The following is a 23,261-nucleotide window of genomic DNA, read 5'->3' as shown; positions in this document are numbered from 1 at the left end:
CTCCCCGGTGTCGGGCGGACCCCTGACAGCACTCCTAAACAGGGCTGAACACGTTCTAGATACCGGCCTCGCCCGCCGCGACACGCCGAACCGATCCGGGAGGAGGAGTTGGGAGGCGGGCGGCGTAGCCGCGCGAATGTGTTGTTGTCGGTGCGGTTCGACAGAACCGCCGCGCCACCTTTACGACGTAGATTTACATAGGCGGAACAGGTTCCCCATGGCGCCCTCCCGGCCGATCCCCGACACCTTCCCTGCGGCCACGCCCCCCGCACGGCACGGAGGGCGGTGGGCCACGGCCCACCGCCCTCCCCCGCACCCCGAGGCCCCGCTCTCGGGGTGCGCTCCCCCGCCGCGGCTACAGGTTGTCCTCGGGGGCCTCTCCCCACTCCCCCTCGCCCTCGCTCCCCGGGGTCGGGGCCGTCGGCACCGGGCTGGCCGGTTCCCCCTCCCCCTCCTGCGGGGTCGGCTCGGACTCGGCCTCCTCCTGCTCGGACTGCTCCGCCTCGGGCTGGCCCGACGTCGGCATCTCCGGGGGCGGGAAGGTCATCATCCACAGGTAGAGCGCGAACACCAACAACAACAGCAGGAGCAGCAGGGCGCCCAGAGCGCCGATCAGCCACCAGTTGGCCTCGCCCCTGGCCACGGGGGTGTCGCGGCGACCGGCCCAGGGCGCCCAGCGCACCGCCGAACCGCCCCGCTCCCCCGCCCAGTGCGGCATCACCACCGGCCCCCACGGCACCAGAGGCCCGCCGCGCCCGGCCTCCTCCAGGAACCGGCCCGCTCCGGGAGCACCCTCCTCGTAGGGGACCGCCACCCACAGAGCCGACCTCCCGCTCGTACGGGCGGCGGCCACCCCCTCGCCCTCGCGCACCGCGCGCGCGAACCGCTCCCGCGTGGGTTCGTCGATCCCCGCCGCGTCGTTGAGCATCGCCACACTCGCCCGTTCCCCGGCGGAGTCGCGTCCCAGGTACACCACGCCCAGACGCGACTCGTGCAGTCGGCCCAACAGCCGGTAACCGCCGAGCTGACGTGGATCGACGTCGTTCAGGCCCCTCGTGGGCGCCGTCATGGCTCTTCCCCTCTCCGACACTCCGCGGCCGGCCACCCGTCCGCGCCACGGCCCGTTCCCGTCCCAGTCTCGCGTCGTCTACCGGCCCAAGAGCACCTCAACGGGTAGTGTCGCCACAGGTGATCCACAACCTACTCCTTACGGGCGTCCACGCACGGGGACGCCGCGTCCGGGAAGGACGGGACATGGCACAGACCCCACCCGGGAACGGCCCCGCCGCCGCGCCGGGACCGGAGAGCGCTCCGGGCGAGCCGACCCGGCTTCTGCGCGCCGCGCTGCACGAGGTGTCCACGGTGATCGTGGGCCAGGAGGGCATGGTGGAACGCTCCCTCATCGCCCTGGTCGCGCAGGGGCACTGCCTGATCGAGGGCGTGCCCGGCATCGCCAAGACACTGGCCGTGTCCACCCTGGCCAAGGTGACCGGCGGGTCGTTCTCCCGTATCCAGTTCACCCCGGACCTGGTGCCCTCCGACATCGTGGGCACGCGCATCTACCACCCCTCCACCGAGAGGTTCGACGTCGAGCTGGGGCCGGTCTTCGCCAACTTCGTGCTCGCCGACGAGATCAACCGCGCCCCCGCCAAGGTGCAGTCGGCGCTGCTGGAGGTCATGGCCGAGCGCCAGGTCTCGATCGGTGGCACCACCCACCCCCTGCCCGCGCCCTTCATCGTCATCGCCACCCAGAACCCGGTGGAGTCCGAGGGGGTGTACCCGCTGCCCGAAGCGCAGCGGGACCGCTTCCTCATGAAGGTCAACGTCCACCACCCCAAGGCGCACGAGGAGATGGAGATCCTGCGCCGGATGAGCTCGGCCCCGCCCACCGCCCACCAGGTCCTGGACCCGGTCACGTTGGGCGAGCTCCAGGCCGACGCCGAGCGGGTCCATGTGCACCAGCTCATCGCCGACTACGTCGTACGCCTGGTCATGGCCACCCGGGAGCCGGAGAACCACCAGATGCCCGACCTGCGCGAGGCCCTGGAGGTGGGCGCCAGCCCCCGTGCCACCCTGGGCCTGGTCGCCGCCGCGCGGGCGCTGGCCCTGCTTCGGGGGCGCGACTACGTCCTGCCCGACGACGTACGGGTCCTGGCGCACGACGTCATCGCCCACCGCCTGGTCCTGACCTTCGACGCGCTGGCCGACGGGGTCACCCCCGCCCAGGTGGTCGACCGCATCCTGTCCACCGTGCCCGCCCCCAGGGTCATCTGGGACGAGCCGCCCTCGGGTGAGACCGCCTCCTTCGCGGCGCGGACGTGATCGCGTGAACACGCGCTCCATCGGTACCGATCCCCGGCTGCGCGCCGCGCTGCGCCGGCTGGACCTGCGTATCGTGCAGCGTCTGGACGGGCTGCTGCACGGCGAACACCTGGGCCTGCGGCTGGGGCCGGGCTCGGAGGCGGCCGAGGCCAGGCTGTACATGCCGGGCGAGGACGACGTGCGCCACATGGACTGGGCGGTGACCGCGCGCACCGACACCCCCCACGTGCGCGACGTGGTCGCCGACCGCGAGCTGGAGAGCTGGACCCTGTTGGACCTGTCGCCGAGCATGCACTTCGGTACGGGGATACGGTCCAAGCGGGAGGTCGCGGTGGGCGCCCTGGTGGCGACCAACCTGCTCACGCAGCGGGTCGGCGACCGGTTCGGGGCGCACTTCCTGCACCAGGGGCAGGTGCGGCGCTGGCCCGCGCGGTCGGGCAAGGAGGCCCTGCTGTCGCTGCTGGCGACGGTCGCGGCCGCCCCGGAGGGGGACGTGTTCGCCCCGGGAACCGACCGCGCCACCCTGGCGGACGCCGTGTCCGACCTGGTGCGCACCCGGCGCCGACGCGGTCTGCGGGTGGTGGTCTCCGACTTCCTGGACACACCGGCCTTCGGCGGGGAGGTGCCGTGGGAGCGGCCCCTGCGTCAGCTGGGTTCCCGCCACCAGGTCCTGGTGGTGGAGGTGGTGGACCCCCGCGAGCTGGAGGTGCCGGAGGTGGGTGACGTGCCCCTGCGTGATCCGGCCACCGGGCGGGTACGTGACGTGCGTCTGACCCGTGCGGTCCGTGAACGGTACCGTCGGGCGGCCGCGTCGCAAAGGGCCGCCGTTCGGGGGGCGCTGCGCCGGTGCGGGGTGCACCACCTGGTGCTGCGCACGGACCGGGACTGGGTCCTGGACACCGCCCGGTTCGTGATCGACCAGCGCCGGACCGCGCACCGGCTGGCCCGGCGCACACCGGTGGTTCCGCGGTGAGCGGTCGTGGCGGACTCCACGCCGGGGGCGCCGGAGCGGGCGCGGGAGGGTCCCGCGCCGGTACGGGCAGGGGGGACGTGGAGCGGTCATGACCTTTCTCGAACCGCAGCGGCTGTGGTGGCTGCTGGTCCTGGTGCTGCTCGTGGGCGCCTACGTGTTCGCCCAGCGACAGCGCCGCGAGTACACGGTGCGCTTCACCAACCTGGAACTGTTGGACCAGGTGGCGCCGCACCGGCCGGACGTGCGCCGACACGTGCCCGCCGTGCTCTTCACGTTGGTGTTGGGGGTGTTGATCGCGGCGATGGCGGTGCCCGCGATGCCGGTGGAGGCCCCCCGGGAGCGGGCGACGATCATGGTGGCGGTGGACGTTTCGCTGTCGATGGCCGCGAACGACATCGAGCCGGACCGGCTGAGCGCGGCCAAGGAGTCGGCCCAGGGGTTCGTGGAGACGCTGCCGGACCGGTTCAACGTGGGGCTGGTGTCGTTCTCCTCGACGGCGACGGTGGTGACGGCGCCCACGCAGGACCACGCGGCGGTCACGAGTTCGATCGAGGGCCTGCGGTTGGGTCCGGGGACGGCGATCGGTGAGGGGGTGTTCGCCTCGTTGGAGGCGATCCGCACCTTCGACGAGGACGCGGAGGAGGACCCGCCGCCCGCGGCGATCGTGCTGTTGTCGGACGGGGAGAACACCAGTGGGCGGGACATCCTCCAGGCGTCGTCCGAGGCGGCCGAGGAGGAGGTCCCGGTGTCAACGATCGCCTTCGGCAGCGGTGCGGCGATGATCGAGATCGACGGCTACCAGGTGCCCGCCGACATCGACAAGGAGGCCCTGGAGGGGCTGGCGCAGGACACCGGGGGGCACTTCTACGAGGCCGAGAGCGAGACGGAGCTGAACGAGGTGTACGAGGACATCGGGTCCTCGCTGGGTACGGAGACGGTGCATGAGGAGATCGTCACTCGGTTCGTGATGGTCGCCATCGTGCTGGCGATGGCGACGGCATTGACCTCGCTGCTGTGGTTCCAACGTCTTCCCTGACCGGAGGCGCTCCAATCGCACATGCGAGTGATGTTGGTCACATCCCTTTAGGTGGGGTTTGCACCTTTTCCTCTTCGGCAACGGGTTAGCGTTGGCATGTTTTGTCATGCCCACCCACTTCGAGGAACGATGCCGAACACACCCGCTCTCCCGGCCGCGATCTGTTTCGACCTGGATGACACACTCATCGACGACGTCGCCGCCTCGTCCGTGGGTCTGCGCACGGTCATGGAACGACTCGGCCACCCGGACTTCGGTTCGGCCCGCGCCCTGTGGGACACCCAGACCGAGATCTCCTTCGGCGCCTACCTGCGCGGTGAACTCACCCTGGACGAGCAGCGCCGCGAGCGCGTCCGGGCCCTGGCCCTCCAGGCGGGCCACTCCGACCTCGCCGACCAGCACTGCGACGAGCTCTACCGCATGTACCTGGACGCCCACCGCAGCGCCTGGCAGGTCTACCCCGACACCTTCCCGGTCCTGAGCGCCCTCTCCTCGGCCGGGTACCGCCTGGCCGTGCTCACCAACGGCATGGAGTCCCTCCAGCACGCCAAGCTCCAGGCCCTGGAACTGACCCCGTACTTCCACGCCGTGGTCTGCGCCGACTCCGTGGGCGCGGGCAAGCCCGATCCCCGCATCTTCCACGCGACCGCCCAACGCCTGGGCGTGGAGCCCGGCGCCTGCTGGCACGTGGGAGACCAGATCCAGTCCGACGCCGTCGGAGCGATCGCCTCCGGCATGCGGCCCGTGATCGTGGACCGCCAGGCCCGTAAGCCCGTCGAGGGCGTCACCACCCTCCCCGACCTCGACGGCCTCCTGCGCATGGTGGGGCTTCCCAGCAGCGTGGCCGCGACGGGCCTGCTGTGACCTCCATCGACGACTGGATGGCCCGCAGGGTCACCGTCCACCTCATCACCTCAGGACCGGCCGGACCGGTCCTGAAGGGTGCGCGCGTGCTCTTCGGCCAGGACCCCCAGGACGTGGCCCGGGGCCTGGGCGGCCTGCCCGAGGACGTCCCGCTGGTGGCCCTCGACGTGCTCACCGAGACCGTGAGCCTGCCGCGCGGGCGCGCCCTGCACGTGGACCGGATCGTGTTCGCGGAGCCCCAGCTGGTCGCGGCCTGGCCCTCGGTCGTCCCCACGGAGGGGCTCACGCCCCCGGCCCCCGCGCTGGCCGTCGAGGAGGAGCCCGCCCCAGAGGGCTCCCGCCCGCGGTTGCGCCGCTTCGCCTCCTACGGGATCGTCACCGACCCGGCCGGGCGCGTCCTGCTCAGCCTGATCGCCGACGGCTACCCTGCCGCCGGCACCTGGCACCTGCCGGGCGGCGGTGTGGACACCGGTGAGGACGTGCGCGCCGCACTGCGCCGCGAGGTGCTGGAGGAGTCCGGCCAGGCCGCCGTGGTCGGCGAGCTGATCACCGTGGCCAGCCACCGCCGGGCGCAGAGCACCGGAACCGACGTCTACGCGGTCTGGGTGTTCTCCCACGTACACGTGGCCGAGCCCACCACGCCCCGGGTGGTCGAGGTGGCGGGCTCCACGGCCGACTGCGCCTGGTTCACCCCGGCCGAGCTGACGGAGCTGTCGCTGTCCACGACCGCGCGACGCGGTCTGGAGTTCCTGGTGCGGCACCGGCGCCGCGGCTGAGCCGACCGGTACGCTCCGAGCGGGCCGGGCCGGTGTCGGGCCCGGCGCCCGGCGTCCCCTGCTCGCGGGGCCCCTCCTCGCGGAACCTCGCTAGACGAGGACGTGGCGGCGCAGCCACCACAGACCGGCGCCCACGCCCAGGACGACCACCCCGACACCGACCACGGGCAGGGGCAGGCTGGTCGCCAGGACCACGCACCCGACCAGCCCGCCGACCGGGGCGATCAGCGGCGGCCGGTTCTCGTCGGGGCCCAGCCGCAGTGCCGAGGCGTTGGTGATGGCGTAGTAGACGAGCACGCCGAAGGCGGAGAAGGCGATGGCGCCCCGCAGGTCGGCGACCAGCACCAGGGCGATCACCACGACGGCCACCACCGCCTCCGCCCGGTGCGGGACCCCGTGGCGCTCGCTCATCGCGGCCAGCGGCCGCGGCAGGTGCCCGTCCGAGGCCATCGCGGCGGTGGTGTGCGAGATCCCCATCAGCAGCGGGAGCAGGGCGCCGAGGCTGGCCACGGCCGCACCGGCCACCACGAACGGCACGAGCATCGGGAACCCGGCGACCTGGACGGCGTCGGCCATCGGCGCCTGGCTGTTGGTGAGCTTCTCCCGGCCCAGCACGATGAGCAGGCCGGTACCGATCAGCAGGTACAGGACCAGCACCGTGCCCAGGGAGAGCGTGATGGCCCGGGGGATGGTGGTTCCGGGGTCGCGGACCTGACCGCCGAGTGTGGCGATGCGGGCGTACCCGGCGAAGGCGAAGAAGATCATCCCCGCCGCGCCCAGGACGCCGAAGGAGCCCGGCCAGGGCCCCAGCCCGTCCACCTGCGCGACCGCGGCCAGGCGCCCGCTCATGAGCATGGCGACGAACACCGCGACCAGGACGGCCAGCACCAGCAGGAGCAGCACCTTGATCACCAGGGTGGAGCGGCGCACCCCCCGGTAGTTCACGGCCGCCAGGACGACCACGGCGGCCACCGCGACCGGCTTCTGCCACTCGGGCAGCGTGTAGGCGGCGAAGGTCATCGCCATGGCGGCGCAGGAGGCGATCTTGCCGACCACGAACGACCAGCCCGCCAGGTAGCCCCACAGGTCGCCCAGGCGTTCGCGCCCGTAGACGTAGGTCCCGCCGTTCTCGGGGTGGCGGGCGGCCAGGCGCGCCGAGGAGACCGCGTTGCAGTAGGCGACCAGTCCGGCGATGAGGACGGCGACGGGCAGCCAGGCTCCGGCGCCCAGAGCGGCGGGGGCGAAGACCGTGAAGACACCGGCGCCGAGCATCGCCGCGGCGCCGATGGCGGCCGCGTCGACGGTTCCCAGCGTCCGGGCGGGTCTGGCCTGCGGTCCGGAAGAGGTGGCCAACGGGGTCTCCTTGGGTGGGTGTCTCCGGTCGTCGACCGGCGGGCGCGCCTGGCCCCCTCCTGGTCCGCGGGGGTGCGCGGCCGGTGCCGGCGGACCACGGAGGGCGGGACGAGGGGCGTGCCCGACTTCCGAGTGTGCCCGATACCGGTGACCGAAGGGCGCGAACCCCCGGTCCGGGGCGGCCGGTTCCGGACCCGCCGGGGAGCGCCCCCGCCTCGGCGCGGGCACGGGCAGGGGCCCCCGGTCTCGCTCGGGGACCCCTGCCACCGCGCGGTTTCCGCTCGCTCGGCGGGACCGTGGTCAGATCGGACGCCAGGGCGTCCCCGTGTTGTCGTTGATGTCCTCGGCCGCTACCTGGCGCAGTTGACGTGAGAGGTCTGACAGTGCTCTGGAGACGGCCAGTTCCTCGCCGATCTCCGGCACGTCCAGGTCGGTCGGGTGTTTGCGGGCCATCCCGTGGCCGCGCAGGGCCGTGCCGTCGTCGGCGACCAGCCCGACCTCCGCCCAGGTACGGGCGGCGTCGCCCTCGCTCTCCTCGGCGACGAGCACGTCGACGTTCCACCGTTTCATCGTCTGCATGGCATCCGCTCCCTCTCCGCCCGGTCGCGGTCCGGGCTGCCGTTCGATGTGCGCGTCGGGTCCCGGATGCACCAGAGCCTCGTGCCCCGGTTCGGTACCGTTCCAGTGCACCTGGTAGGGCGGCGACCCCTCCGCACCCCGGACCCGGGTGACCACCCCCGTGCGCCGGTGGGTGTCGGCCTTCGGGCTCTCGACGACCAGTCGGTCTCCTACCTCTGCTCGCATGGGTTCCCCCACAAACCTCGCTTGTCTCCATCTTCGGCGCTGAATCGGCTCCCGGAGGAGGGTTGGCCCATTCGTTCCCGGTGGTATGCGAGGTTTTTGCCGTCCCTTCACCGGTCCCGTGCCTGGTAGCGTCACGGCGTGGCCCAGCACTACTTCGACTCCGATCCGGGCGCCGCCAGTCGGCCCTCCTCCACCGACCTGGTCCTGCCCGACCTCCACCTGCGCCTGCGCACCGACCGCGGGGTGTTCTCGCCCGACAGGGTGGACCTGGGTACCCGGGTCCTGCTGGAGACCGTTCCGCCCCCGCCCTCGGAGGGGCGCCTGCTCGACCTGGGCTGCGGGTACGGCCCCGTCTCCCTCACCCTTGCCTCGCGCGCCCCGGGGGCGCACGTGCTGGGGGTGGACGTCAACGCGCGGGCGGTGGGCCTGGCCCGGCGCAACGCCGACGACCACGGCCTGGGCAACGCCTGGTTCGGGGTGGTGGAGCCGGGGGGCGAGCTGGCCCCGGAGCAGGGTGAGGGCCGCTCCCCCTCGGCCGGGGACCTGCTCGGGCCCTTCGACGCGATCTGGTCCAACCCGCCGATCCGGGTGGGCAAGGACGTCCTGCACTCGATGCTGCGCACCTGGCTGGGCCGGCTCACCCCCGAGGGCGTGGCGCACCTGGTGGTCCAGCGCCACCTGGGTTCGGACTCCCTCCAGAAGTGGCTGGACGCCCAGGGGCTGCCGGCGGAGCGCGTGGCCTCCCGGGCCGGTTTCCGTGTCCTGGCCGTGCGCCGCGCCTCCTGACCCCCGTGACCCCGGTGTGCGTCGCGCCGTGCCCGGACCGCCCGGCGGCCGCGGGCCCCGGAGCCGTCCGAGGCGCGCCCCTTGTCCGAACTCGCCATCATGTGTCCCGGGTCACGCGTGCGCGCGCGACCCCCGACCGGTAATCTGTACCGACCACGCCGGACCGCCCGGCCCACACCTCGAGGAACACACCGCAGTTGAGCACGCAGTTGCGTCCCACGGACGTCAAACGCCTGAACCGCCAGTGGCGCAGGCGCACCGAGGGGCGTCTGGCCCTTCTCGTCGAGTCGGTCACCCAGCCGTACAACCTCGGCTCGATCCTGCGCACGTGCGCGACCTTCGGCGTGGACCAGCTCTGGCTCACCGGTAACAGCGCGGACCCCGACGACCCCAAGGTCGGCAAGACCGCCCTGGGCACCGGCGCGAAGGTCCCGCACACCCGCCTGTCGGGCACCGCCGAGGCCCTGGCGGCCGCGCGTGCGGACGGCTACCGGGTCGTGGCCGTGGAGCTGGCCAAGGGCGCCGTGCCCCTGCACGCCGCGCCGCTGGAGCCGGACGTGTGCCTGGCCGTGGGCGCCGAGGACCACGGTTGCTCCCCCGCCCTGTTGACCGGGGCCGACGCCGTCACCTACATTCCGCAGATCGGCCGGGTCGGATCGCTCAACGTGGCCGTGGCCACGTCGATCGCCCTCGCCGAGGCGCGCCGCCGCGAGTGGGCCGCCTTCGACGACGAGGCCAACGCGCCCGTCGGAGGCTGAGCCCCCCCCCGAGGGGAATCTTTTCCCCTCGCCGGACGTCCCTCCTGTGAACCACAGACCACTTCATTCACACCCGACGCGCACAGGCGCAGAGAGAGGAACAGTGGACCCGTCCCGAAGTACCAGCAGCATCCCTCAGGGATGCTGTGACCCAGACGCCGACGAGCCCCCTTCTGTGAAGGGCGCGCACCTTCGTAGGAACCCCGCCCACGGGCGGACCCAGGCGGTGTGTGCCCGATGATCAGCACCGTCCTCAGTATCGCCTTCGGTGCCCTGGTGGTCTTCCTGATCACCGTGGCGACGGGATACTTCGTCGCCCAGGAGTTCGGCTACATGGCCGTGGACCGTTCGCGGCTCAAGTCGCGGGCCGCGGCCGGTGACACCGGCGCCAAACGCGCCCTGGCCATCACGAACCGAACGTCCTTCATGCTCTCCGGTGCCCAGCTGGGCATCACCGTCACCACCCTGCTGGTCGGCTACGTCGCCGAACCGATGATCGGCCGCGGCGTCGGTGAGCTTCTCGGCGGCGCGGGTGTCCCGGTCGGCACCGGACTCGCGATCGGCCTCTTCCTGGCCCTGCTGTTCTCCACCGTCGTCCAGATGGTGTTCGGCGAGCTCTTCGCCAAGAACCTGGCCATCGCCCGCCCCGAACCGGTGGCCCGCTGGCTGGCCCTGTCCACGGGGATCTACCTGAAGGTCTTCGGACCGGTGATCTGGCTGTTCGACCAGGCCGCGATCTGGTTGCTCAAGCTGGTGAACATCACTCCGGTGGAGGACGTCCAGCACGCGGCGACCCCGCGCGACCTGGAGCGCATCATCGCCGAGTCGCGTGAGACCGGCGACCTGCCCGCCGAGGTGTCCACGCTGTTGGACCGCACCCTCGACTTCCACGACCGCACCGCCGGGCACGCGATGATCCCGCGTCCCGAGGTGACCACCGTGGAGGAGGGGGAGCCGGTCAGCCGCGTGGTGGAGCTGATGGCCTCCGACCACTCCCGATTCCCGGTCCTGGGCGAGGGCGTGGACGACATCGTGGGCGTGATCTGCCTGCGCGACGTGCTCGCGCTGGGCGACCGCGACCTGTCGGACGTGCGGGTCAGCGAGGTGGCGCGGCCGACCGTCATGGTCCCGGCCTCGCTTCCGCTGCCGGGCGTGCTCGACCAGCTGCGCGAGGCGGGCGAGGAGTTCGCCTGCGTGGTGGACGAGTACGGCGGTCTGGCCGGTGTGATCACCACCGAGGACCTCGCGGAGGAGCTGGTGGGCGAGATCGCCGACGAGCACACCCCGGAGGAGGAGGCACCCGCCCACCTGGACGGGGAGAACGGCTACATCGTGCCGGGCGCCCTGCACATCGACGAGGTGGAGCGGCTGATCGGCCATGACCTGCCCGAGGGCGACTACGAGACCATAGGCGGTCTGGTCATCCACGAGCTGCACCGGCTTCCGCAGGTCGGCGACCGGGTGGAGCTGTCGCTGCCCCGCCCCGCCAGTGCCCATGACGGTGACCCGGACATGGCGCTGACGCTGACCGTGAACGCGGTGCAGCGGCACGTTCCCAACACGGTGGAGCTGCGGTTGCGTGAGGTGGTCGAGGACGGCGCACGGGAGGTGCGGGCATGAGCGACATGAACGTGTGGTGGGCCATGGGTCTGACCGTGGTGTTCATCGCGCTGAGCGGTTTCTTCGTGGCGATCGAGTTCGCCCTGGTGGCGGCGCGCCGCTACCGGCTGGAGGAGGCCGCGCACACCAGCGCCTCGGCGCGCGCGGCGCTCAAGAGCGCCCGTGACCTGTCGTTGCTGCTGGCCGGTTCGCAGTTGGGGATCACCCTGGCCACGCTGGCCCTGGGCGCGATCTCCAAGCCGGCGTTCCACCACATGCTGGAGCCGCTGTTCAGCGGTCTTCCGGACTCGGTGGCGTACGTGCTCTCGTTCACGTTCTCGCTGATCATCGTGACGTTCCTGCACCTGGTGATCGGTGAGATGGCGCCGAAGTCGTGGGCGATCTCGCATCCGGAGAAGTCGGCGACGATGCTGGCGATCCCGATGCGGGCGTTCATGTGGCTGACCCGTCCGCTGATCGTGATGCTGAACGGCATGGCCAACTGGGTCCTGCACCGTTTCGGTGTGCAGGCGGTGGACGAGCTGGTGAGCGGGCACAACCCGGAGGACGTGCGCGAGCTGGTGGAGCACTCGGCGAAGGCCGGTGCCCTGGACTCCGAGCGCCGTGACCAGCTGGCCACGGCCCTCGAGGTCAACTCCCAGCCGCTGGACGAGCACTTCACGCCGCGCGAGGAGATCGCGTGGGTGGCGCCGGACGCGGGTGTGGAGGAGATCAAGCGGGTCTCGCGCGAGTCCACGCACCTGCGGCTGGTGGTGATGGAGTCGGACGAGCCGGTCGGTGTGCTGCACGTGCGTGAGGCGCTGACCAGGCCGGACGGGACCACCGCCGCCGACCTCATGCGCCCGGTGCTGACGCTGTCGGTGGGCACCCCGATGTACGCGGCGATGGGCATCATGCGTGACAGCCGTAGCCACCTGGCGCTCGTCGAGGACGAGGGCGCGGTGGTGGGGCTGGTGACGCTCCAGGACATCCTGGACCGCCTGCTGCTGCTGGACACGGCGGCCTGACCCGAGGGTCGGGAAGAACACGGCGGGGGCCGGTCACGGACGTGACCGGCCCCCGCTGCGTGTGTTCGAGGTTCTGCCGTGGGCCTCAGGCGGTCTTCGTGGTGAGGGTGACCTCGATGTTGCCGCGGGTGGCACGGGAGTAGGGGCACATCTGGTGGGCGGCCTCGACCAGCTTCTCGGCCTCGGCCCGCTCCAGGCCGGGGAGGGTGACGACGAGCTCGACGGCGATGTCCAGGCCCTCCTCGGACTTGCCGAGGCTCACCTGGGCGTCGATGCTGGAGCCGTCGACCGTGGTCTTGGCCTGGCGGGCGACGTTCTTGAGGGCGCCGTGGAAGCAGGCGGCGTAGCCGACGGCGAAGAGCTGCTCGGGGTTGGTGCCGGGGCCGTCGTCGCCGCCCACGCCCGCGGGCACGGAGAGGTCGACGCTCAGGCGGCCGTCGTCGGTCGCGCCCGAGCCCTTGCGGCCCTCGCCGGTGACGCTGGCGTTGGCGGTGTAGAGAACGTTGTAGGCCATGTCGGTCCCTCTCTGTGGCCCGGCGCGGCGCCGGGCCCGCGGTGTCATGGTGGGTGATGGGGGTGCGTCCGGCGTCCGGGTCAGGGGAGCCCTGCCGGGCGGCCCGTGGCCGCGGACACCGAGCGCGTGACGTGGTCGAGCAGCTCCCGGAGTTCCTCGACCCTGTCCGCCGGAAGGTCGGTGGCGCACAGGATCTGTTCGGGGACGCCTCCGGCCCGCTCTCGCAGGCGGCCGCCCTCGTCGGTGACGCTGACGCGCACGATGCGCTCGTCCTCGGGTCCGCGCCTGCGGGTGAGGAGTCCGGCGCCCTCCATCCTGCGCAGCAGGGGGGAGAGGGTGCCCGAGTCCAGGCTCAGCGCCAGACCGAGTTCCTTGACCGGAAGGGTGCCGCGTTCCCACAGCACGAGCATCACCAGGTACTGCGGGTAGGTGAGCCCCAGGTCGGCGAGCACCTCCCGGTAGAGGCCGGTCAGGGCCCGGGAGGCCGTGTACAGGGAGAAGCACAGCTGCCGGTCCAGGGCGAGGGGGTCTCCCCCGTCGTCGACGCTCATGGTGCTCCTCCCCTCGACGTCGCGACCACCGTAACAGAATTTGGTTGTGCACAACAGTGTTGTGCACAACCATTGAGGGCGGGATGGGCCGCTCCCGCGTAGGGCTCCCCCACGGGCGGGGCCCCGCCCGTGGGGGAGCCCCGCGTACGGTGCTCCTAGAGGAAGCGCACGCCCTGCGCCAGAGGCAGCTCGCCGCCGTAGTTCACGGTGTTGGTCGCGCGGCGCATGTACGCCTTCCAGGAGTCCGAGCCCGACTCGCGACCGCCGCCGGTGTCCTTCTCCCCGCCGAAGGCGCCGCCGATCTCGGCTCCCGACGTGCCGATGTTGACGTTGACGATGCCGCAGTCGGACCCGGCCGCCGAGAGGAAGCGCTCCGCCTCCGCCTGGTCCTGGGTGAAGATCGCCGAGGACAGCCCCTGCGGGACGCCGTTGTGCAGCTCCACCGCCTCCTCCAGGGTGCGGTAGGTGAGCACGTACAGGATCGGCGCGAAGGTCTCCGTGCGCACCACGTCGGTCTGGGCGGGCATCCGCACCACGGCGGGCTCCACGTAGTAGGCGTCGGGGGCGTCCTTGTCCAGCCTCCGCTCACCGCCCACCAGCACCTCGCCGCCGTCGGACCGCGCCCGCTCCAGGGCCTCGCGCATGGCCGTGTGCCCCCGCTCCCCCACCAGCGGGCCCACCAGGGTGTCCTCGGAGTAGGGGTCGCCGATCCGCTCACGCAGCTGCTGGTAGCCGTCCACGACGCGCTCGACCACCCCGTCGACCACGTCCTCGTGCACGATCAGGCGGCGCAGCGTGGTGCAGCGCTGCCCGGCCGTACCGGCCGCCGCGAACACGCTCCCGCGCACCACCAGGTCCAGGTCGGCGGAGGGCGTCACCACCGCCGCGTTGTTGCCGCCCAGTTCCAGCAGGTACCGACCCATCCGCGCCGCCACCTTCGGCGCCACGGTCCGGCCCATCGCGGTCGACCCCGTGGCCGACACCAGCGCCACCCGCGCGTCGTTCACCAGGACGTCGCCGACCTCGGCCCCGCCCAGGACCACCCGGTGCACGTCGGAGGGCGCGCCGACGTCGGCCGCCGCCCGCATGAGGAGGCCGTGGCAGCCCAGAGCGGTCAGCGGGGTGAGCTCGGACGGCTTCCACACCACCGTGTCACCGCACACCAGGGCCACGCAGGTGTTCCAGGACCACACCGCGACGGGGAAGTTGAAGGCGGTGATGACACCGACCACGCCCAACGGGTGCCAGGTCTCCATCAGGCGGTGGCCCGGGCGCTCCGAGGGCATGGTGCGCCCGTACAGCTGCCGTGACAGGCCCACGGCGAAGTCGCAGACGTCGATCATCTCCTGGACCTCGCCCAGGGCCTCGGAGCGGATCTTGCCCGCCTCCAGGGTGACCAGCTCGGCCAGGTCGGCCTTGTGCTCGCGCAGGAGCTCGCCGAGGCGGTGGACGAGCCGCCCGCGTACCGGGGCGGGGGTGTCGCGCCAGGCGCGGGTGAAGGAACCGTGCACCTCGGCCACCGCGCTCTCGGCGGAGGCGGGGGTGTCGAACTCGATCGGGAAGAGGGTCCCGCCGGTGATCGGCGTACGGGCCCGACCGGGCGCCCCGAGGGGTTCGGGCAGGCGGGTCACGCCGCACCGTTCCAGCGCGGTCCGGGCGCGTTCGGCGAGGACCTCGGTGTCGGGGAGGGCACCAGTGTGCATGTGTGTTCTCTCTCCGTTGAGAGGGGAGGCGGTCATCACACACCTTGCCAACTCCGGGCCCGGCGGTCCACCCCCGGGTGCCCCGCACGGGGGCGTGGCGTACGGCCCGAACACCCGCCCGACCGGGAGAGCGACCCCTTCCGGCCCGGCCCCTCGAGCCCGTACGGATCGTCGTGGGAGACCGTTAGACTCGCGGGGCCCGTTCTCCCCGCCCCCGACCCAGACGGCTGGCCCGTGCACCACGACACCACCCACGAAGAGGCCCGCGCCGACCTTCCCGAGCCCCGCCAGATCCTGGCCCGCTCGGGTTTCGGCGCCGCCGACCCCCTGTTCGCCGCCGACCTGCGTGCGAGCACCGACCTCACCCAGGCCCGGGAGGTGGTCGCCTCCCACGCCTCACGGCTGTGGACCGAGTCCGCGCGCACCGGCCCCGACCCCGTCGACGACCGCCCCCTGTACTGGGCGCGTCTGGTCCTGCGTTCCCGGCTGCGGGCGTGGGAGCCCTCCTTCCCGCTGGGCGCGGACGACCGAGCCGGGCTGCTGCACCTGTTCGAGACCGCCTCCCGGGGCATCACCGACCTCGACTTCCCCCCGGGGGACCGCTGGGTCCGCGTGGTGGTCACCGGCTTCGACCCCTTCCACCTGGACACCGACCCGGAGTGCTCCAACCCCTCGGGAGCGGCAGCCCTGGACCTACACGGGTGGACCTTCCCGGTGGGTGACCGCACGGCCGTCGTGCGCTGCGCGGTCTTCCCGGTCCGCTGGGCGGACTTCGACGCCGGGATCGTGGAGGAGGCGCTGGCCGACCAGTACGGGACCGCCGACGCCGTGATCACGCTGAGCCGGGGCCGCGACCGGTTCGACCTGGAGGTCTGGAACGGCGTGTGGCGCGGAGGCGGCGTGGACAACCTCGGGGTGTCGCGTACCGGTCGCGCGCCGGTGGCCGGGTCCGACGTGCCGGAGTGGACCCGCACCTCCCTGCCCCTGGAGCGGATCGTCGCCGACACGGACGGGCCGCACGCGATGGTGGCCAACACCGAGGTCACCGAGGTTCCCGAGGGCGGCGCCGCGCCGGTGACACGCCCGGACGGTCCCAGCCCGGGTTCGGCGTCGCGTCAGGGCGGCGGTGGCGACTACCTGTCCAACGAGATCGCCTACCGCAACACGCTGCTGCGGGACCGGGCGGGCTCGCGTGTGGCGGCCGGACACGTCCACCTGCCGCGCACCCGACGGCCGGACGAGCACGCCGACACGCTGGCCCGTACACGCGCTCTGGTGGCCGTGGTGGCCTCCGAGGCGTTGTCGGCACCGCCTCCCGAAGACGACCCGGGAGACCCCGGGGGGCTGTGAGGTACGGCGGGAGCGGGGGGTCGGAGTGGCCCGAAGGGCCGTGGTGACACGCCCGGACGAGGGGCGACTTCGTAAAACTCACCTTCCGGCCACAGTCGGGCATTTCATCGCTCTGAGAGCACGCGCCATTACTCTGTGTCCGCCTGTCGGATGTGTGGCTCCGATAAGGTCCCCCACGTGGCTGACACCTCTCTGCGACGAAAACTCACTGTCAGTGCGGCTCTGGGCCTGCTACTCGTCCCGGGCTGCTCCGCGGAACAGGACCTGCCCTACGCCGAGGCGATCCAGCTCTCTCCGGACACCCTGGAGGGACTGGCCACGCGCACGGTGGCGGTTCAGGTCGACCACAGCGCGGTGAGCTACCGCTATCCGATCCTGGGCGAGTCCCACCCGCTGACCACGGAGGTCCGCACCAGGATGGCCGAGCGGCAGACCGCGTTCCTTGAGGAGCTGCCGGACCACGGCAGACCAGAACTGGTTCAGGACGTCGAACTCCTGGCCGCCTCCGAGGACGTGATCGGCGTCCGCACGTCCGCCGTCACGTCGGGCGTGCGCGAAGGCGGCACCGAGACCTCGACGCTCTGGTACGACTCCGCCTCCGGAGAGGTCCTGCCCTGGACCTCCCTGTTCAGGGACGAGAGTGCCCTGGAGGCGGCGCACCTGGCTGTGGCACGGGTGCTGCGCGACGGGTACCAGCTTTCCGCCGAACAGCTGCCCGGGCTCCTGGGGAAGATCGCCCAGCGCGCCGAGGCCGACCCGGACTCGGTGTCGGCGGGGGCCTCCGGGTCGGAGCGGGAGCCCGACCAGGACACCGGGGCCGAGGCGGACGGTACCGGTGCTCGGGACGCCGAGGCGCGGGAGGATGCCGACGCGGAGGCGCCCACTCCCGGCGACGCCGACCTGGCCGACCCCGAACAGGCCTGGGAGGCGGCCGAACGCTGGGCCGAGTCCCCGCTGGCCGACCTGGCCTTCAGTACGGCGGGGGGCCTGGCCGTACGGATGGACCCGGCCGATGTCCCGAACGCGGGACGGAGCGGCGAGGTCCTGTTGCCGGTGGAACCGGAGGAGGCCGAGGAGGTCCTCTCCGAACTGGGCTACCACGCACGCGGCGCGGCCGTGGGGTCCAACGCGGACCCCGGGGACTTCCCGTTCGACGGCACCCTGACGGCCGAGGGCAACACCCTGGACTGCGAGCGCCTCAAATGCGTGGCGCTGACCTTCGACGACGGGCCGGGAGAGTACACCGAGGAACTCCTGGACCACCTGGGCGAGTACGACGCCCGGGCCACGTTCTACGTGCTGGGCTCGCTCGTGGGCGAGTTCCCCGAGGTGGTGGAGCGCACGCACGCCGAGGGACACGAGATGGGCAACCACACCTGGAAGCACGACGACCTCACCACGCTGTCGGCCGACGGGGTGGCCAAGGACCTGGAGCGCACCGACCAGGCGGTCCAGGAGGTGACCGGAGAGGCCCCGCCCACCCTGCGTCCGCCCTACGGCGCGATGAACGGAACCGTCAGCGACGCGACGGAGCATCCCATCATCCTGTGGGACGTGGACACCATGGACTGGCAGAGCCGGGACACCTCGGCGGTGGCCGAGCACGCGCTGAGCGAGACCAAGCAGGGCAGCGTGGTCCTGTTCCATGACATCCACCAGTCGAGCGTGGACGCCATCCCGGACGTGCTGGAGGGGCTGCACGACCAGGGGTTCCACTTCGTGACGGTCAGCGAGATCTTCGGTGACGGGCTCAGGCCCGGCGAGACGCACACCGACGCGCGGGTGGAGTGACCCGCCAACGCCTCACGGGCCCCGGTCGCCGCGGCGGCCGGGGCCCGTCCGGGTCCCGCTCAGAGCAGCCGGCGCAGGATGCGCTCCTTCGCCTGGCTGACCGGCGCGTAGGCCACCCGCATCGTGTCCATGAGCAGCGACTTGTCCAGCACCGACTTGGTGTGCGAGAAGGTGTCGATGGAGGCCGCCGAATGGTAGGCGCCCATCCCGCTCTCCCCCACCCCGCCGAAGGGAAGGTCCGGCACGGCCAGGTGCGCGATCGGCAGACCGAACCCCAGCGCTCCCGAAGAGGTCTCGGTGGTCAGGCGGCGCTTGGTGGTGTCGGAGTCGGTGAACGCGTACAGGGCCAGCGGCTTGTCCCGTTCGTTGACGAACCGGATCGCGGCGTCGAGGTCGGGGACCCGCACGACCGGCAGGATCGGGCCGAAGATCTCCTCCGCCATCACCGGCGTGTCCGGTTCCACGTCGCCGAGCACCGTCGGGGCGATGTAGAGCTCCTCGCGGTCGGTCCGCCCGCCCGCGACCACCTTGCCGCTGTCCAGCAACGCGCTGAGCCGGTCGAAGTGGCGCTCGTTGACGATGCGTCCGTAGTCGGCGCTCGTCGCCGGATCGGTGCCGAACATCTCGGTGACGGCGGCGGCAAGTTCGCGCTGGAGCGGCTCGGCGGTGTCCCCGACGGCCAGCACGTAGTCGGGGGCCACGCAGGTCTGCCCCGCGTTGGTGAACTTGCCCCAGGCCAGCCGTCGGGCCGTGGTGGCCAGGTCCACTCCGGGGTCGACGATCGCCGGGCTCTTGCCGCCCAGCTCCAGGGTGACGGGGGTCAGGTGCCGCACCGCGGCCGCCATGACGATCCGGGCCACGGCCGCGTTGCCGGTGTAGAAGATGTGGTCGAAGCGTTCCGCCAGGAGCGCGGTGCTCTCGGGCACGCCCCCCTCGACCACCGCGACCGCCGAGGTGTCGAGGTAGCGCGGGAGGAGGTCGGCCAGCGCGGCCGACGTCGCGGGGGCGAGTTCGGACGGCTTGAGCACCGCGGCGTTGCCCGCCGCGATCGCGCCGACCAGCGGGGCCAGGGAGAGGTTGACGGGGTAGTTCCACGGGCTGACGACCAGGACCACGCCCAGGGGTTCCCGGACGCGCCGGGCCCGGGCCGGGGCCAGCGCCACCGGCACGGACACCCGCTGGGGGCGCAGCCACGAGGCCAGGTGTCTGAGGGTGTGGTCGATCTCGTTGACCACGAACCCGATCTCGGTGGTGTGCGCCTCGACCGGGGGCTTTCCCAGGTCGGAGCGGAGCGCCTTCTCCAGGGTGGGGCGCTCCTCCGTGAGCATGCGCCGCAGCGCGCGCAGCTGCGCGCGGCGCCAGGAGAGCGGCTTGGTGCGGCCGCTGTCGAAGGTGGCACGCAGCCCGGCCACGATCTGGGGGATCTCGGAGGTGAGCGTGAGCGATTCGGAGGCGTTGGTGTGAGCCATGGCCCCAGAGTAAACGAAAACGTTTCGTTTCCAAGTGTCCGATCACCTACGATTTGAGCCATGACGACGGACCATCTGCCGGAGACGTCCGCCGGGGGCGCCCCACGGGGCCGCCCCCGCGACGCGAGCCGGGACCGCGCGCTGATGGACGCCACCCTCGCCGAGCTACAGCTGCACGGTTACAGCGGCCTGACCACCGCTGCCGTCGCACGCCGCGCGGGGGTCTCCACCGCCACCCTGTACCGACGCTGGCGCTCCAAGGAGGACCTGGTGGTCGGTGCCGCCAGGGCCTGGGCGGAGAACCTCGGCCCCGACCACGACCACGGCGACCTCACCGCCGACCTCGGGGCCCTGCTCCGGGACAAGGCCTCCGCCCTGGAGGGCCCCTCCGGGCGGCTGCTCCGCGCGGTCCTCGGCGAGGCCGCCCACAACCAGGCACTGGCCGACGTGCTCTTCGACGCCTTCGTGGTCCCTCTCCAGGAACGCGTACTGGCCGTCCTCGACCGGGCGGTGGAGCGCGGGGAGATTCCCCTGGTGGAGGACCCGCTGGTGGTCGCGGAACTGGTCATCGGCCCGATGGTCAGCCACACCTTCCTGGTCCCACCCGGGAGCGGCGGCGGGGCCGCCGCCACCCCCGGAGCCGACATCGCCGAACGCCTGCTCCCCTACCTACTCCGGGCCCTGGGCGTCCGCGCCGCCTGAGCGCCGTGGGTCGGGGAGGCGGTCAGCCCACGGCCCCGCGCACCGGGTCGGCCAGAGGATCACCGCACCCGCGTGGGACACGGACGTGCTGGCCCGCCTAACGGCGCATGACCCGGCGTGCCAGCGCGTTCCCCACCACCTGCAACGACTGAACGAAGACGACGACCACGACCACCGCCAGCCAGGTCACCTCGGGCCGGAACCGGTTGTAGCCCTCCACGATGGCGAAGTTGCCGATCCCACCGCCCCCGATGATGCCCGCCAGCGCGGACATATCGGTGATCGCGATGACCACGAACGTGTAGCCGAGCACGAGCGGCCCCAGCGCTTCGGGCAGCAGTACCGTGAGGACCACGCGTATCCGCGAGGCGCCCATGGACCGGGCCGCCTCGATCACGCCCGGGTCGACCGACACCAGGTTCTGCTCGACGATCCTCGCGATCGCGAAGCTGGAGGCGCAGACCATCACGAAGACGACCGCGTCGTTGCCGATGCCGCTGCCCACCACCTGGATGGTGACCGGTTGCAGGGCGGCGATGAGGATGACGAACGGGACGGGACGGACCAGGTTCACCAGGACGTTGGTCAGGTGCCACACCGGCCGGTTGGCGTACAGCCCGCCCTCGCGCGTGGTGTAGAGCGCCAGACCGATCACCAGGCCGAGCAGGCCGCCGATCAGGAACGCCCAGCCGACCATGTACAGCGTGTCGAGCATCGCCCGGACCAGCGCGGGACCGTAGTACTCCCAGTCCAGACCACGGTAGGCCTCGACCATCAGTCCACCTCCTGGACGGGACCGGCCGCGGCCAGCGCCTCGATGAACCGCCGGGCCGCGGCGTCGGGCCCGCCGACCGCCAGGGTGACCAGGCCGTAGGACGCGTCCTTCGTGGTGCTCATCCCGCCGTGCACGATCTCGAAACTCGCCCCCAGACCTTCGGCGCGCCCGAGCACGGACCCGACCGCGCCCGGGTCGCCCAACGACACCGTGACCAGCCTCCCCGAGGTCGTCCTCCTGATCCGCGCCACGTCCTCGGGCGTGGGCCGCCCCTTCAGCGCGCGGGACACGAAGCCGGTCGCCTCACCGGCGCGCGGGTCCGAGAAGAGCGCGTGGACCGTTCCGGTCTCGACGACGCGGCCCCGGTCCATCACGGCCACCCGGTCGGCGATGGCACGGATGACCTCCATCTCGTGGGTGATGGCCACGATGGTCACGCCCAGTTCCTCGTTGGCGCGCCGCAGCAGGGCCAGGACCTCCCCGGTGGTGGAGGGGTCCAGGGCCGAGGTGGACTCGTCGGCTAGCAGGATGTCCGGCTCCGCGGCCAGGGCGCGGGCGATGCCGACCCGCTGTTTCTGCCCTCCGGAGAGCTGCTCGGGGTACTGGTCGGCCTTGTCCGTGAGGCCGACGAACTCCAGGAGTTCGGCGACCCTGCCCCCGCGCCGCCGCCGGTCCCATCCCGCGACGCGCAGGGGGTAGGCGACGTTTCCGGCGACCGTGCGGGACGTGAACAGGTGGAACTGCTGGAAGACCATCCCGATGCGGGAGCGGACCCTGTTCAGGCTCCGCTCCGGAAGGGCGGAGATCTCCTGGCCGAGCACGTGGACCGACCCGGACGTGGGCTTCTCCAGACCGTTGACGAGCCGGATGAGGGTGGACTTGCCCGCACCGGAGAAACCGATGACCCCCAGGACCTCGCCCCGGTGAACGCTCAGCGACACGTCGTCGACGGCCGTGACGGCCCGCTCCCCCTGGCCAAAGGTCCGGGTGACGCCCCGCAGCTCGATCAGGGCCGTGCCCGGCGGCGGACCGCCGCCGGGGTGCGCCGTGCTCATCTATTCACCGTCTCCGATGGCGACCTGGTAGTCGGACAGGGCCGTGCGCAGCTCGTCGACGTCGACATCGGCCGGTACGGAGGTGCCCTCCGACAGTTCCGAGGCGATCTCCAGGACGCGGTCGTCGTGGTAGAGCGCGGCGATCGCCGCCAGGGCCTCGTTGTCGCCGTCCTCGGCGCGCACCACGAAGGCGTTGACGAAGGGGAACGCGGCGGGGTCGCCGGGGTCGTCGCCGAACAGGGCCGACTTCGGGTCGATTCCGGCGTCGTTGAGGAAGCTGTTGTTGATGACCGCGCCCTGGACCGACTGGAGGGCGTTGACGGTCTGTTCGGCCGAGAGCGGGGTGACGGTGACCGTGGAGGCGTCCTCGTCCACGTCCCGCGGCTGGGGCTGCGGGGTGTCCTCCCTGAGCTCGACCAGCCCGGCCTGGGCCAGCACGTTGATGGCGCGCCCCTGGTTGACGGCGTCGTTGGGGACGGCGATCTCGTCGCCCTCGCGGAAGTCGTCGACCGCTTCGTAGTCGGCCGAGTACAGGGAGAGCGGGACGATCTCGGTGGGCCCGATCGGGGTCAGGTCGTCGCCGGAGGCGGCGTTGTAGTCGGCCAGGTAGGCGATGTGCTGGAACCAGTTGGCGTCGAGGTCGCCGTTGGCCAGCGCGGGGTTGGGCTGGTTGTAGTCGGTGAAGTTGACCAGCTCGACCTCGTGGCCGAGCTCCTCCTCCGCGAGCTGGGCCAGGAGCCGGTGGGTCTCGTTGACTCCCACGACCCCGATCCGGAAGGGCTCCCCCTCGGCTCCGGACGAACCGCCGTCTCCCCCGTCGGGTCCGCAGCCGGTCAGGGCCAGGGCGAGGGCCGAGGCGGCGGCGAGCGCCGAGGCGCCGTGCGGGTACAGGGAGGAGCGTTCGGTGGTGGACATGGGTGTTCTCTTTCGCATGGGTACGGGCACGCCGCGCGGGAGCGGCGCCGGACAACGTTCCGGAGCGGGCGGTGAGGAATTCCTGGACGAAAGGAGAATAACCCAAAAAGGCAAACCGCACTTCAGAAATATTTCGG

22 protein-coding genes are annotated in these 23,261 nt (G+C 72.1%); 12 read left to right on the top strand and 10 right to left on the bottom strand.

Going from position 1 to position 23,261, the window contains the following annotated elements; all coding sequences use genetic code 11:
* Positions 1–355: 355 nt before the first annotated feature.
* Positions 356–1,069: a hypothetical protein gene (locus ACFYL4_RS08735; protein WP_387517565.1), complete on the bottom strand. Its 714-nt coding sequence runs from the start codon at positions 1,067–1,069 to the stop codon at positions 356–358.
* 185 nt (positions 1,070–1,254) lie between these two features.
* On the opposite strand from ACFYL4_RS08735, the gene ACFYL4_RS08730 reads away from it, so the two are divergent.
* The 5 genes from ACFYL4_RS08730 (at position 1,255) to ACFYL4_RS08710 (ending at position 5,971) form a co-directional block, all read left to right on the top strand.
* On the top strand, positions 1,255–2,322 hold the full coding sequence (locus ACFYL4_RS08730) for an AAA family ATPase (RefSeq protein ID WP_357764666.1): 1,068 nt from the start codon (positions 1,255–1,257) through the stop codon (positions 2,320–2,322).
* A gap of 4 nt (positions 2,323–2,326) precedes the next feature.
* Entirely contained in the window at positions 2,327–3,295 is a 969-nt protein-coding gene (locus ACFYL4_RS08725; protein WP_387517563.1) for a DUF58 domain-containing protein, read from the top strand.
* Positions 3,296–3,383: 88 nt separating this feature from the next.
* Positions 3,384–4,331 carry a VWA domain-containing protein gene (locus ACFYL4_RS08720; RefSeq protein ID WP_357764661.1) on the top strand — a complete coding sequence of 316 codons (948 nt, stop codon included), beginning with the start codon at positions 3,384–3,386 and terminating at the stop codon, positions 4,329–4,331.
* 129 nt (positions 4,332–4,460) lie between these two features.
* Positions 4,461–5,195, top strand: a complete 735-nt coding sequence (locus ACFYL4_RS08715) for an HAD family hydrolase (protein ID WP_357764659.1) — start codon at positions 4,461–4,463, stop codon at positions 5,193–5,195.
* Positions 5,192–5,971 carry an NUDIX hydrolase gene (locus ACFYL4_RS08710; protein ID WP_387517560.1) on the top strand — a complete coding sequence of 260 codons (780 nt, stop codon included), beginning with the start codon at positions 5,192–5,194 and terminating at the stop codon, positions 5,969–5,971. The genes ACFYL4_RS08715 and ACFYL4_RS08710 overlap by 4 nt, the downstream gene beginning before the upstream one ends.
* A 90-nt stretch (positions 5,972–6,061) precedes the next feature.
* On the opposite strand, the gene ACFYL4_RS08705 is transcribed toward ACFYL4_RS08710, so the two are convergent.
* Both ACFYL4_RS08705 and ACFYL4_RS08700 read right to left on the bottom strand, forming a co-directional pair.
* A complete protein-coding gene (locus tag ACFYL4_RS08705; RefSeq protein ID WP_357764653.1) occupies positions 6,062–7,324 on the bottom strand; it encodes an APC family permease in 1,263 nt (420 codons plus the stop codon).
* A 300-nt stretch (positions 7,325–7,624) separates the two neighbouring features.
* Positions 7,625–8,128: a dsRBD fold-containing protein gene (locus ACFYL4_RS08700; RefSeq protein WP_387517558.1), complete on the bottom strand. Its 504-nt coding sequence runs from the start codon at positions 8,126–8,128 to the stop codon at positions 7,625–7,627.
* A 138-nt stretch (positions 8,129–8,266) separates the two neighbouring features.
* Here ACFYL4_RS08700 and ACFYL4_RS08695 point away from each other — a divergent pair, with 138 nt between their 5' ends.
* The 4 genes from ACFYL4_RS08695 (at position 8,267) to ACFYL4_RS08680 (ending at position 12,299) form a co-directional block, all read left to right on the top strand.
* Positions 8,267–8,914, top strand: a complete 648-nt coding sequence (locus ACFYL4_RS08695; protein WP_387517556.1) for a class I SAM-dependent methyltransferase — start codon at positions 8,267–8,269, stop codon at positions 8,912–8,914.
* A 197-nt stretch (positions 8,915–9,111) separates the two neighbouring features.
* Positions 9,112–9,672, top strand: coding sequence for a TrmH family RNA methyltransferase (locus tag ACFYL4_RS08690; RefSeq protein WP_357764645.1), 561 nt, complete (start codon positions 9,112–9,114; stop codon positions 9,670–9,672).
* Between the two features lie 237 nt (positions 9,673–9,909).
* A complete protein-coding gene (locus ACFYL4_RS08685) occupies positions 9,910–11,292 on the top strand; it encodes a hemolysin family protein (RefSeq protein WP_357764643.1) in 1,383 nt (460 codons plus the stop codon).
* Positions 11,289–12,299, top strand: coding sequence for a hemolysin family protein (locus ACFYL4_RS08680; RefSeq protein WP_357764640.1), 1,011 nt, complete (start codon positions 11,289–11,291; stop codon positions 12,297–12,299). Before ACFYL4_RS08685 ends, ACFYL4_RS08680 begins: the two co-directional genes overlap by 4 nt.
* Positions 12,300–12,384: 85 nt before the next feature.
* Here ACFYL4_RS08680 and ACFYL4_RS08675 read toward each other — a convergent pair whose 3' ends face one another.
* From ACFYL4_RS08675 to ACFYL4_RS08665, 3 genes are all read right to left on the bottom strand, one after another.
* Positions 12,385–12,813 (bottom strand): organic hydroperoxide resistance protein, encoded by a 429-nt coding sequence (locus ACFYL4_RS08675; protein WP_357764637.1) that lies wholly within the window; start codon positions 12,811–12,813, stop codon positions 12,385–12,387.
* Positions 12,814–12,893: 80 nt separating this feature from the next.
* Positions 12,894–13,364 (bottom strand): MarR family transcriptional regulator, encoded by a 471-nt coding sequence (locus tag ACFYL4_RS08670; protein WP_357764634.1) that lies wholly within the window; start codon positions 13,362–13,364, stop codon positions 12,894–12,896.
* A gap of 155 nt (positions 13,365–13,519) precedes the next feature.
* A complete protein-coding gene (locus ACFYL4_RS08665) occupies positions 13,520–15,067 on the bottom strand; it encodes an aldehyde dehydrogenase family protein (protein WP_387517553.1) in 1,548 nt (515 codons plus the stop codon).
* A 234-nt stretch (positions 15,068–15,301) separates the two neighbouring features.
* On the opposite strand from ACFYL4_RS08665, the gene ACFYL4_RS08660 reads away from it, so the two are divergent.
* Positions 15,302–16,417 (top strand): pyroglutamyl peptidase, encoded by a 1,116-nt coding sequence (locus ACFYL4_RS08660; RefSeq protein ID WP_357764629.1) that lies wholly within the window; start codon positions 15,302–15,304, stop codon positions 16,415–16,417.
* 177 nt (positions 16,418–16,594) lie between these two features.
* Positions 16,595–18,208 (top strand): polysaccharide deacetylase family protein, encoded by a 1,614-nt coding sequence (locus ACFYL4_RS08655; RefSeq protein WP_387517550.1) that lies wholly within the window; start codon positions 16,595–16,597, stop codon positions 18,206–18,208.
* Between the two features lie 59 nt (positions 18,209–18,267).
* On the opposite strand, the gene ACFYL4_RS08650 is transcribed toward ACFYL4_RS08655, so the two are convergent.
* Positions 18,268–19,677 carry an aldehyde dehydrogenase family protein gene (locus tag ACFYL4_RS08650; RefSeq protein ID WP_387517549.1) on the bottom strand — a complete coding sequence of 470 codons (1,410 nt, stop codon included), beginning with the start codon at positions 19,675–19,677 and terminating at the stop codon, positions 18,268–18,270.
* 60 nt (positions 19,678–19,737) lie between these two features.
* Between ACFYL4_RS08650 and ACFYL4_RS08645 the strand changes: the two genes are divergently transcribed.
* Positions 19,738–20,379, top strand: a complete 642-nt coding sequence (locus ACFYL4_RS08645) for a TetR/AcrR family transcriptional regulator (protein ID WP_387517547.1) — start codon at positions 19,738–19,740, stop codon at positions 20,377–20,379.
* A gap of 97 nt (positions 20,380–20,476) precedes the next feature.
* Here ACFYL4_RS08645 and ACFYL4_RS08640 read toward each other — a convergent pair whose 3' ends face one another.
* Genes ACFYL4_RS08640 through ACFYL4_RS08630 form a run of 3 tightly spaced genes read right to left on the bottom strand, consistent with a single transcriptional unit; the run spans position 20,477 to position 23,124 of the window.
* Positions 20,477–21,154, bottom strand: a complete 678-nt coding sequence (locus tag ACFYL4_RS08640; protein ID WP_357764619.1) for an ABC transporter permease subunit — start codon at positions 21,152–21,154, stop codon at positions 20,477–20,479.
* Positions 21,154–22,209 (bottom strand): methionine ABC transporter ATP-binding protein, encoded by a 1,056-nt coding sequence (locus tag ACFYL4_RS08635; RefSeq protein WP_357764616.1) that lies wholly within the window; start codon positions 22,207–22,209, stop codon positions 21,154–21,156. The genes ACFYL4_RS08640 and ACFYL4_RS08635 overlap by 1 nt, the downstream gene beginning before the upstream one ends.
* Complete coding sequence (locus ACFYL4_RS08630) at positions 22,210–23,124, bottom strand: MetQ/NlpA family ABC transporter substrate-binding protein (protein WP_387517544.1); 915 nt, start codon at positions 23,122–23,124, stop codon at positions 22,210–22,212. It lies immediately after the preceding gene.
* Positions 23,125–23,261: the final 137 nt, after the last annotated feature.

Source organism: Nocardiopsis sp. NPDC006938, from assembly GCF_042869555.1.
GTDB lineage: Bacteria > Actinomycetota > Actinomycetes > Streptosporangiales > Streptosporangiaceae > Nocardiopsis.
The sequence above is the reverse complement of the archived record's forward strand: the minus strand, read 5'-3'. Positions and strand labels throughout refer to the sequence as shown.